1 protein-coding gene is annotated in these 614 nt (G+C 66.9%); it reads right to left on the minus strand.

Features of this window, described 5'->3' with window-relative positions:
- The coding region (locus tag AAE045_RS23755; protein WP_455549763.1) for a penicillin-binding transpeptidase domain-containing protein at window positions 1–614 on the minus strand (614 nt) is incomplete at both ends.

Raw genomic sequence — 614 nt, forward strand, 5'->3', positions numbered from 1 at the left:
TCTTGCCGGCCACGTGGTAGCCCAGCACCGCGGCCTGCTTGGCGCCGCCCTGGGTGACCACGGTTTCCATCATCGCCACCACTTCCTTGGCGATGCTCTCATCGATGATCTGCTTGCCTTCGTTGCGCTGGCCCTTGACGAAGGTCGGCGCGATCAACTTGCCGCCGTTGCCCAGCGCCGAGTACGCCGTGGCGATCTGCAGCGGGGTGACATTCAGGCCGTAGCCGTAGGACATGGTGGTCTTGGACGAGCCGCTCCAGCGCGCCGGGCGCGGCAGCACGCCGGCCGATTCGCCGGGGAAGCCGCTGTGCGGCGACACGCCGTAGCCGAAGCTGTGCACGTGGTCGTAGAAGACCTGGTCCGGCATCTTGGCCGCGATCTTGGCCGCGCCGATGTTCGAGCTGCGGGTGATCACGCCGGTGACGTTGAGCACGCCGTTGTTGCGCGGCACGTCCTTGATGGTGAAACGCCCGACAGCCATGTAACCCGGGTTGGTATCCACCGTGGTGTCCTTGGTGACCACGCCGGACTGCAGCGCCGAGGCGATGGTCAGCGGCTTCATGGTCGAGCCGGGCTCGACCAGATCGGTCACCGCGCGGTTGCGACGGGTGTCC

Source organism: Dryocola clanedunensis (assembly GCF_038405435.1).
GTDB lineage: Bacteria > Pseudomonadota > Gammaproteobacteria > Enterobacterales > Enterobacteriaceae > Dryocola > Dryocola clanedunensis_A.